A 569-nucleotide genomic window follows, 5' to 3' on the forward strand; every position below is an offset into this window, starting at 1 on the left:
CTATGAAATCATCCCGCAGGGCAAACAAGGCTGGCTTGAAGAATCACGTTATCAAAAAACTCCCGCCGCCAAAGGCAGCAAAAACGAATACGCCTTTGTCAAAGTGCGCTACAAACTGCCCGGACAAGAAGACAGCCAGCTGATGCAGCAAGCCGTCCCCGTCGGCAGCAAACCGCTTGACCAAGCTGACAAAGACACCCTGCTCGCCCTTGCTGCCGCCTCCTACGCCCAAGCCTTGCGCGGCGGCGAATACAACGGCAAACTCAGTTGGAGAGACATCGAAAACATGGTACAAAAAGTCCAAGGCGATGACCCGTTCGGTCTGAAATCCGAATTTCTCCAACTGGTACGTACCGCCGCCGGACACGGAGGAACATCAGGTCCTTTAGTTAAAGAGTAAAATCTCAAAAGGTCGTCTGAAAACTTTTCAGACGACCTTTTATACACCCTGCCCCAACCCCAATCAGGAGCCGCTTCATGTTCACACTCAAAACCGACAACGACCGCCTGCTGCTCGCATCCCCCGATTTGCGTGCGGAAATTTATCTTTACGGCGGACTGCTCAACCG

The 569-nt window shown here is 52.9% G+C and carries 1 protein-coding gene; it reads left to right on the plus strand.

From position 1 onward, the window contains the following. The coding region (locus ACTHUR_RS16630; RefSeq protein WP_440399789.1) for a YfbK domain-containing protein at positions 1 to 400 on the plus strand (400 nt) is incomplete at its 5' end. Positions 401 to 569 lie beyond the last annotated feature (169 nt).

The organism is Neisseria sp. P0021.S007, assembly GCF_051956855.1.